This is a genomic window from Leuconostoc sp. (genome assembly GCF_965300815.1).
Genome location: NZ_CBDKZH010000010.1, coordinates 1 through 8,845, shown reverse-complemented (window position 1 = coordinate 8,845; position 8,845 = coordinate 1). Strand labels below are relative to the sequence as shown.

Sequence of the window (8,845 nt, the reverse complement as noted above, 5' to 3'; positions counted from 1 at the left end):
GTTGTTACAAGACCCACAAGCATTCTATCGCCGCTATTTTGAAACAGTTGCGCAGAGTGTTGAAGCCGTTTTAGGGGTTGATGTACCGGTGGCAATCGGACATCTTGGACTGGTTAAAAAATTCCAAAAGGTGTTAGATTTGCCAGATTATGCGGACGATATCTATCGTATGATTGGGGACATTTTCCAAATGATGCAAGTACGCGGTTATGCGTTAGAATTTAATGCAGCCGGCCTGAGTGAAGTTGAAAATGGCGCGACTTATCCGCAGTTTAATGTTGTAACGGCTGCTCGCGATATGGGAATTGACGTGGTGTATGGCTCAGATGCCCACCAAGTAAGTGAAGTGGGTCGTTATTTTGATGATCTTGCAGCGGTTTTGCAAGCATGACGGCGGCAACGCAGTATCGGGCAGTTTTCTTTGATTTTGATGGCACCTTGGCCAATACAGAAAAATTAGCTGTGTATGCCACGCAAGCCGCTTTTGCACAAATGGATTTGCCGATACCAACGGCAGCAGCCATTATTCAATATCAAGGGATACCAATTGAAACGTCGTTTCCATTGTTAGCACAGGATCCCATGGATCAGACGACATTACAGCAGTTATTCACCGCTTTTAGATCGGCTTATCAAGCTGGGGAATCAGCTGAGACAATTCAGGCCTTTTCAGGAATCCCGGAATTGTTAACCCAATTAGTGGCTGCTGGGCAGCAACTATTTTTGATGACGAGTAAAAAATCAGCTGTGGCGCAACGGAATTTGGCCATGTTATCTTTGGACAAATATTTTACGGCGATATATGGGTCAGATCGCGTCGTGGCTTATAAGCCAGCACCAGGTGGGTTACAGCAAGCGCTAGCAGAATATCAATTATCTGCGAATGAAGCGGTGATGGTTGGCGATGCAACCTTTGATATCGATGCTGGGAATGCAGCTGGAATGACAACCATTGCAGTGACTTGGGGTGCGCATACACAAGAAACGCTGAAACAATCCGAACCAGATTATCTGGTTGCGACACGGGAAGCATTAGCAGAGGTACTATACAAATGAGTGATCATCGCGCAGATAAATTAGGTGAATACTGGGACGTCTATAATGCGCAAAAAGAACGTACGGGACGAACGCATCAACGTGGCCAACAACTACAACCTGGGGACTACCATTTGGTGACCAATGGGTTGATATTTAATTCAAAGGGTGATGTGTTGTTACAGCAGCGTGCTTTTGACAAGTTAAGCCATCCTGGGATATGGACCGCTGATACGGGTGGGGCTGTTTTAGTTGGTGAGACAAGTCAGCAAGCGTTAGTGCGGGAATTATCTGAGGAACTTGGGCTAGCTGTTTCAGCTGACGAGCTGGTGTTTATTGAGACGTTGCGCTATACTGACTGGATTGAAGATTGGTATGCCATCAAATTACCGGATCAGCCGGTGACCTTTCAATTACAAACCGCTGAAGTGGTGGCGGTTCGTTGGGTGAGTTTCGCTGAAGCGCTGGCTAATAACACTGCAAATGGCTTTGATGATAACGACTTATTACACACAGCGAAAGCACGCTTGTTCTAATTGTCGTTTGGCATGAAAAAAGTAGAGATATGGTTTTGTGACACCATATTTCTTTTATTTTGTCGCAATGAGAAAGTAGGGAGCGCCGGATGGCTGATTTTTTTAAACTTGATCGAAATATTCAATTACGCATTGTGATGATGTTTATTACAGTCGCGATTGGTTCCTCGGTCGGCCCCAATATGACCATTTATTATGTGGGATATTTTGGTGCTTTTTTGACGGGGATTTTGTTAGTCCTTGTCCAAGTAGCTGGTTTTCTGGCTGGCTTATATGGTGGTCATCTGGCGGATTTGTGGGGACGTAAGCGGGTTATGATTGCTGGAATTGGCTTAATGACATTAGGCTATTTGCTAGCTGCCGTGATGAATTCACCACTATATATTAATCCCTACATCACGTTTTTTGGTTTCTTGATGGCGAGTGTGGGGTTAAGCTTTGCCTCTCCAGCTGAAGAAGCCATGATGATTGATGTATCGACGGTAAAAAATCGTAAGTTCATTTATGCCATGATTTATTGGGTTATCAATTTAGCGGTGATGATTGGCGCAGGACTGGGTGGTTGGTTTTTCAAAACGGCACGCTTCCAACTTTTGATTGGCACCGCCATTGGGGCCTTGATTAGTCTTATTATTGTCCTCGTATGGATTACTGAAACCTTACCCAAGGACAAACGGCCAACCCATGGTCAGTCGGTTTGGGCAGCGGTGAAAAGTTACCGAACGGTATTTGCAGATCGTCGCTATATGAAATTTATGATCGCAAGTATTGGGGCAACAATTATTTTCACGTCACCAGATTATTATCTTGCCGCACATTTATCTCAAACATTCCATACGATTGATATCGCTGGTGTTGAGATTTTTGGGCAGCGGATGCTATCCATTGTGACCATGGTGAACACCTTCATGATTGTCTTGATGATGGGCATGATGACCAAACTATTTAAACATTGGTCTGAAATGAAAGCGAGTGCGGTCGGTACCGCCTTACAGGGTGGCGGCTTTGCCATCATGTTCTTGTTAACGGACTTTTGGCCACTTATGGTTTTTACCGTGATTTTGACACTTGGGGAAATGATTGTCACACCAGCCAGTCAGTCTCTGCGCGCTGAAATGATGAACCCAGAAAAAATTGGCGCTTATAGTGGTTTTAGTGCCGCGATTCGGCCGATTGGCGCTATTTTAGCGTCTGGGATTGTGAGTGCCTCCGTTTTGGTAGGCAATGTTGGTGCCGCGTTACTATTACTTACAGCTACGGGGATCAGCATTTTGTTTACTTATTTAGCCGTGCAGATGTTACGCGAGAACCGAACAAGTTGAAGTGTTTTGTCGTGACGCACTTTATTATTTTGTTATAATGTAATTAAGCATGATAAACGGTTGTGTCGAGCTGATTTTAAATGAAGGGAAGCGACAACAAGCACAACACAGTTGTTGGATAAACAAGCAAACAGATGTCAGAAATTAAAATTGTCTCAATTGATATTGATGGAACACTCATCAATAATCGTCACGAAATTACACCAGAAGTGAAACGAGCTGTACAAGCAGCTATGGCACAGGGTGTGAAGATTGTTATTACGACTGGCCGACCATTACCTGGTGTCCAAAAGATCCTGTCAGAGTTAAACATTACTGGATCCGATCAATATGTGATTACCTATAATGGTGGCCTCGTACAAACGGCCGATGGGCAAAAGACGTTGTTCCGGCAACCATTAGCGGTATCAGAATTTCAAAAAATTAATGCTTTTATGACGGCACAGCAGATTTATGTGCAGGTTGAATCACATGATGCGGCGTATACAACGAATCATTGTATCCATCCGTGGGCAAGCTTTGAAAACAGCTTGGTTAATCTCCCATTATTTGTGTTGGATTCAGAAGCTGAGTTAGAAAAGATTGCCTTTATTAAGGCGATTGCGAACGCGGAAAGTGATGAACTTGACGCTGTGCAAGCCGCGGTACCAAAGACAATTAGTGAACATGTTAATGTCATTCGCTCAACGGCGAATAATTTGGAATTTATTGATCGTCAAGCTTCAAAGGGTAATGCGTTACTAGCCCTTGCTGATGAATTGGGCGTATCCCATGACGCAACAATGGCGATTGGTGATCAGGCCAATGATTACTCGATGATTGAACAAGCTGGCATTGGCGTTGCGATGGGCAATGCGATTCCAAGCTTGAAAGCAATCGCCGATTACGAAACAGCAAGCAATAATGACTCTGGCGTGGCACGCGCCATTGAAAAATTTGTGCTTAAATCATAATTAAAGTTCGGTTATATAAGATGCGGAGGTCGCAAAATGGACGTTTTATTAGAAGGTGAAGTTACAGCGCTTGTTGGGGAACCCTTAAAGGTTGGTGAAACATTGCCACACTTTAAGTTGGAAGATCAAAATGGTGAAAAGGTTAAAACTGCTGATTTGGTTGGGCAATTGATGTTGATTTCAGTTGTGCCTGATTTGAACACTGGCACATGCACATTGCAAACGCGCCACTTTAATCAAACAGTGGATCAATTTGAAGGCATCCAATTCTTGACAGTGTCAACAAACACGGTTGCCGAACAACGCGACTGGTGTGCGGCTGAAGGGGTTAAGAACTTGCGGATGTTGTCTGATGAACAAGAATCATTTGGCTACGCAACCAAGCTCTACATTCCGTCACAAGGCTTTGATGCCCGTGCAGTTTACATTGTTGATGCTGACGGTGTTGTGCGTTACGCACAAATTGTCCCAGAAGTATCTGAAGAACCAGATTATGATGATGCACTACGCGTTTTACGTGAATTACAGGGGTAAATTGCGTGATCAAAAACAGATTGGGATGTCCCAGTCTGTTTTTTTATGATCTGATAAAAGGCAACGTCGTCAGTGGCGCTTGGCCCTTTTTTTTGTTAAAATAAACAGGGACATTAAATTCACATAAAATATTTGGAGCCAAACATGCCAGAACCTAAATTGAAACTTTTTTCTTTAAGTTCAAATGAGCCACTTGCGGAAAAGATTGCTGAATCCGTGGGTGTCCCTTTGAGTGAAATATCTGTCAAGCGCTTTGCCGACGGTGAAGTACAGATTAACATTGAGGAAAGCATTCGTGGGGATAACGTCTTTGTTATCCAATCAACCGCTGCCCCAGTCAACGATAACTTGATGGAATTGTTGATTATGATTGATGCCTTGCGTCGCGCATCAGCCAACCAAATCAATGTGGTATTACCTTACTATGGCTATGCACGCCAAGATCGTAAGGCGCGTTCGCGTGAACCAATCACAGCCAAGCTTGTTGCCAATATGTTGGAACGGGCGGGCGCAACGCGGGTATTGGCGCTTGATTTACATGCAGCGCAAATTCAAGGTTTCTTCGATATTCCAATGGATCATTTGCAAGGAGCACCGTTGTTAGCCGACTACTTGATTGAATCTGGAATTGCGGACAAGAAGAACGCGGTGGTTGTGTCACCAGATCACGGGGGCATGACCCGTGCGCGTAACTTGAACAATATGTTGGAATTAGAAGCACCGGTAGCTGTCATTGATAAGCGTCGTCCCAAGCCAAATGTGGCCGAAGTCGGCAGCATTGTGGGCGATGTTAAAGGCAAGACAGCCATCATGATTGATGACATGATCGATACTGCTGGTACGATTACCCAAGGGGCCGAATTGATCATGGAACATGGGGCTAAAGAAGTGTATGTTGTTGCGTCACACGCCGTGTTCTCAGGACCAGCGGTTGAACGCTTGCAGAATTCTGTCTTCACAAAAGTGATTGTCACAGACTCAATCAACTTACCTGAAGATAAAAAGTTTGATAAATTAGAAATTGTTTCAGTTGGTGAACTGATTGGTGAAGCCATTCGCCGGATTAATAACAACGAAGCCATTTCATCACTATTTAAAAATCGTTTCCATCGTCGTTCACACTAAACCAGGACTTGACGTTGAACGGTACGGTAAAAAGTCGATGATTCGGCTTTTTTTGTGCAATATATTACAAAATGGCATAAAAATGATATACTTAAAGATAAATAAACTAGCAAAGACGCGTGAGGAGCATATCCATGAGTAAAATTTTGGTTGTGGATGATGAGAAGCCAATCTCAGATATCATAAAGTTTAATTTAACAAAAGAAGGCTATGATGTTGTCACGGCAGCGGATGGTCAAGAAGCCTTAACCATGTTCAGTGACGAAAAGCCAGATCTTGTTTTATTAGATCAAATGTTACCCGAAATTGATGGCGTTGAAGTATTGCGTCAAATTCGTTCAAAGTCAGAAATTCCGGTCATTATGGTGACAGCCAAGGATTCTGAAATTGATAAAGTCTTGGGTCTAGAAATGGGTGCAGATGATTATGTGACGAAGCCTTTTTCTAACCGAGAATTAGTCGCACGTGTCAAAGCTAACTTGCGTAGTCGTAAGGCAGTTGCGCAACATTCAGATGATGCAGTCGTCAATACAGAAGATATTGAACTCGGTGATTTAACGATCCATCCCCAAGCCTATATGGTATCAAAAGCGGGGCAGGATATTGAATTAACACACCGTGAATTTGAACTGTTGTATTATCTTGCTCAACACATTGGGCAAGTGATGACCCGTGAGCACTTGTTGCAACAGGTATGGGGTTACGACTATTTTGGTGATGTCCGCACAGTCGATGTTACTGTCCGTCGCTTACGCGAAAAGATTGAAGACAACCCAAGTCACCCAAACTGGCTCGCAACGCGCCGCGGCGTTGGGTATTACTTACGCCCAGAAGCAGAATAAGTCGCATCGTTTCATACCTTGCAGGTTGAAATAGGCGATGATAACGCTATTTGGTATGGATATCGCAAGGAGACAGACGCAAGGCGTCAGTAACTATGAACAGTACGATCAGTTTTTTTAAATCTATCCGTTTTCGCATCACCCTCGTTTTTGTGTTGCTAATGATTATCGCACTCGAACTTTTGGGTGCGTTTTTTGTACGCCAAATTGAACAGCAAAATTTGGCGACTTTTCAGCAACAAATTACATTACCCAAATATGTGACCGATCAAATTACGACGGCACTTAAAAATCCGGATACAAATGCCGGTAACCACGAGATTCAAGATGTGTTATCGAGTTTAAATAATGATAACTTGCAAGAAGCGCAGGTTATCGATCGTACGGGCACAATTCGTGGGACGTTATCTGTTTCCGGTCAGCAAACCATTGGGCAAAAAACAACGGATTTAAATGCCCAAAAGGCGATTGCTGGCGAGCAATCTTTTTTAAAGACGCGCATTATCAATGATAATGGTGATCGTAAGGAATTATTAACGATACCGCTAGGGGTGACGTCCGGTCGTGTCCGTGATGTGAGTGGGGTCATTGTTGTCGCTGCCAGTTTGGCACCAGTTTATCAACATGTTAATAGCGTGATGCGGCTCTTTATCATTGCTGGTTTAATTGCTTTAGTGGCCAGCATTGGTTTGGCGCTATTCTTGGCACATACTTTAACACGGCCGATTGAACAAATTGATGAACAGACGACTAAAATTGCGAATGGTGACTATTCGATGGTCAACCATATCTACGGTTCTGATGAAATTGGTCATCTTGCCCAATCAGTTAACGAACTCTCCACGCGAGTCGAGGAATCCACGGAAACGGTCAATGCGGAGCGTAACCGGCTGGATTCAGTGCTCACGCACATGGCGGATGGTGTTTTAGCAGCTAACCGACGGGGTGAAGTGACGATTATTAACCAGGCAGCGGCAGATTTTGTCGGCGTCGATCGCGAAGAAGCGATTGGACAACATGTGGTGGATTTGCTACATCTGCGTGGTAAGCGCACGTTGCGTGATATGTTGGAAAATCTGGACGATTTCCAGGTTGATTTGTCAGATGCTGGCAAGGAAGTAGTCGTTCAAGCCTATGTTTCCTTAATTAAACGGCAATCGGGCTTTATTTCTGGTCTTGTTGTGGTCCTACATGATATTACGGAACAACAACGGATTGATTCCGAACGCCGCATGTTTGTTTCCAATGTGTCACATGAATTACGGACACCGTTGACCTCTGTGCGTTCTTATGTTGATGCGTTGGCTGAAGGGGCGATTAATGACCCAGAAATGGCGCAAAACTTTTTGGGCGTGGTTCAGGATGAAACGCAACGTATGATTCGGATGATTAACGACCTGTTGGAGTTATCCCGTTTGGATCAAGGGACGATGGATGTGAAACTTGAGGTGGTGAACCTCAATAGTCTGTTCAATTTTGTCTTAAATCGTTTCGATATGATTATTGAAAACGATGCTAAAAATGCTGACACGCCAAACAAAAGCTATAACATTAAACGCGAATTCACTAATGAGGATGTTTGGGTTGAAGTGGACCCAGATAAATTTACCCAAGTGTTGGATAACATTATGAATAACGCGGTGAAGTACTCGCCTGATGGCGGCACAATTACGGCGCGCTTAATTAAAACGAAGACACGGGCAATTTTAAGTATTTCAGATCAAGGGTTGGGGATTCCAAGAAAAGATTTGGATAATATTTTCAACCGATTTTTCCGTGTGGATAAGTCACGGTCACGCGCTCAAGGTGGGACTGGCTTAGGACTTGCGATTTCAAAAGAAGTCGTGGAAAAGTTTAATGGTCGTATTTGGGTTGATTCCGTTGAAAATGAAGGCTCTACCTTCTATATTTCGTTAGCATATGTGGATGACGCAGATTTAGAGGAGGATGATTGGGATGCGGAATAAACCATTTCTTCTCCAACAAACCATTTTGAATGTGCTCTTGGTCCTTGCGATTGGCGCTTCGGTGGTGTTAAGTGCCTTTACTTTCAAGTCTTTTGGGCCAACGGAAACAGCCAGTCAATCGGCAACACAACAATCCAACCAGCAGCTCATTCAGGTTTTTCGGCCCACGCAGTATATTGTTACCCAAGCGAATGGCCAGCAACATGTTGTCCTGAAAACTGACTCAAAACAAGTGAAAACGATTCGGAACGCACTGATGTCAGCGCGTTTTTCCGATGCGCAAACAACCACGGTCAGTACGCAGCGGATAGAAAAAATTTTAAGCACCAAAAGCGCCTTAGTGTTGCGGTATCCAGATGTGATCCCAATTGATTATTTCAATACACGTTATAATCAACAAGTTGAACGCCAAAAGGCACTGAACTTTGATTACTTTGTGTTGGCGCTTGATCAGTCTAATAATGGTTATTTTGTAAATACCAAAAAGCGACAGATCACCACGGTTAAAGTGGCGCGATTGGATGACGATGA

Annotated in this window: 9 protein-coding genes and 1 pseudogene; all 10 read left to right on the top strand. The window is 43.8% G+C overall.

Annotation, left to right across the window (positions count from 1 at the left end):
- Nucleotides 1–391: pseudogene (locus ACW12G_RS01545) on the top strand (histidinol-phosphatase HisJ); the annotation flags it as partial.
- Nucleotides 388–1,056 carry an HAD family hydrolase gene (locus ACW12G_RS01540; protein ID WP_141308409.1) on the top strand — a complete coding sequence of 223 codons (669 nt, stop codon included), beginning with the start codon at nt 388–390 and terminating at the stop codon, nt 1,054–1,056. The pseudogene ACW12G_RS01545 and the gene ACW12G_RS01540, both read left to right, overlap by 4 nt.
- Nucleotides 1,053–1,571, top strand: coding sequence for an NUDIX hydrolase (locus tag ACW12G_RS01535; RefSeq protein ID WP_455647108.1), 519 nt, complete (start codon nt 1,053–1,055; stop codon nt 1,569–1,571). The genes ACW12G_RS01540 and ACW12G_RS01535 overlap by 4 nt, the downstream gene beginning before the upstream one ends.
- Before the next feature lie 89 nt (nt 1,572–1,660).
- On the top strand, nt 1,661–2,893 hold the full coding sequence (locus tag ACW12G_RS01530; RefSeq protein ID WP_029510317.1) for an MDR family MFS transporter: 1,233 nt from the start codon (nt 1,661–1,663) through the stop codon (nt 2,891–2,893).
- Between the two features lie 134 nt (nt 2,894–3,027).
- The gene (locus tag ACW12G_RS01525; protein WP_455647107.1) at nt 3,028–3,846 is read left to right on the top strand and encodes a Cof-type HAD-IIB family hydrolase; all 819 of its coding nucleotides are present in this window, start codon (nt 3,028–3,030) and stop codon (nt 3,844–3,846) included.
- Between the two features lie 36 nt (nt 3,847–3,882).
- Nucleotides 3,883–4,380 (top strand): thiol peroxidase, encoded by a 498-nt coding sequence (gene tpx / locus ACW12G_RS01520; protein WP_010002215.1) that lies wholly within the window; start codon nt 3,883–3,885, stop codon nt 4,378–4,380.
- 144 nt (nt 4,381–4,524) lie between these two features.
- Nucleotides 4,525–5,505, top strand: coding sequence for a ribose-phosphate diphosphokinase (locus tag ACW12G_RS01515; RefSeq protein WP_010000991.1), 981 nt, complete (start codon nt 4,525–4,527; stop codon nt 5,503–5,505).
- Nucleotides 5,506–5,639: 134 nt separating this feature from the next.
- Nucleotides 5,640–6,347, top strand: coding sequence for a response regulator YycF (yycF, locus tag ACW12G_RS01510; RefSeq protein WP_029510319.1), 708 nt, complete (start codon nt 5,640–5,642; stop codon nt 6,345–6,347).
- 95 nt (nt 6,348–6,442) lie between these two features.
- A complete protein-coding gene (walK, locus tag ACW12G_RS01505) occupies nt 6,443–8,314 on the top strand; it encodes a cell wall metabolism sensor histidine kinase WalK (protein ID WP_146976127.1) in 1,872 nt (623 codons plus the stop codon).
- Nucleotides 8,304–8,845 (top strand): two-component system activity regulator YycH (yycH, locus tag ACW12G_RS01500; protein WP_455647106.1); only part of this gene is annotated, 542 nt, incomplete at its 3' end. The genes walK and yycH, both read left to right, overlap by 11 nt.

Bases quoted from the DNA above. Each gene is read 5' to 3' on its own strand.
- ACW12G_RS01515 (WP_010000991.1), top strand. From the start codon at position 4,525: ATGCCAGAACCTAAATTGAAACTTTTTTCTTTAAGTTCAAATGAGCCA.
- ACW12G_RS01525 (WP_455647107.1), top strand. From the start codon at position 3,028: ATGTCAGAAATTAAAATTGTCTCAATTGATATTGATGGAACACTCATC.
- walK (WP_146976127.1), top strand. From the start codon at position 6,443: ATGAACAGTACGATCAGTTTTTTTAAATCTATCCGTTTTCGCATCACC.
- ACW12G_RS01535 (WP_455647108.1), top strand. From the start codon at position 1,053: ATGAGTGATCATCGCGCAGATAAATTAGGTGAATACTGGGACGTCTAT.
- ACW12G_RS01530 (WP_029510317.1), top strand. From the start codon at position 1,661: ATGGCTGATTTTTTTAAACTTGATCGAAATATTCAATTACGCATTGTG.
- yycF (WP_029510319.1), top strand. From the start codon at position 5,640: ATGAGTAAAATTTTGGTTGTGGATGATGAGAAGCCAATCTCAGATATC.
- tpx (WP_010002215.1), top strand. From the start codon at position 3,883: ATGGACGTTTTATTAGAAGGTGAAGTTACAGCGCTTGTTGGGGAACCC.
- ACW12G_RS01540 (WP_141308409.1), top strand. From the start codon at position 388: ATGACGGCGGCAACGCAGTATCGGGCAGTTTTCTTTGATTTTGATGGC.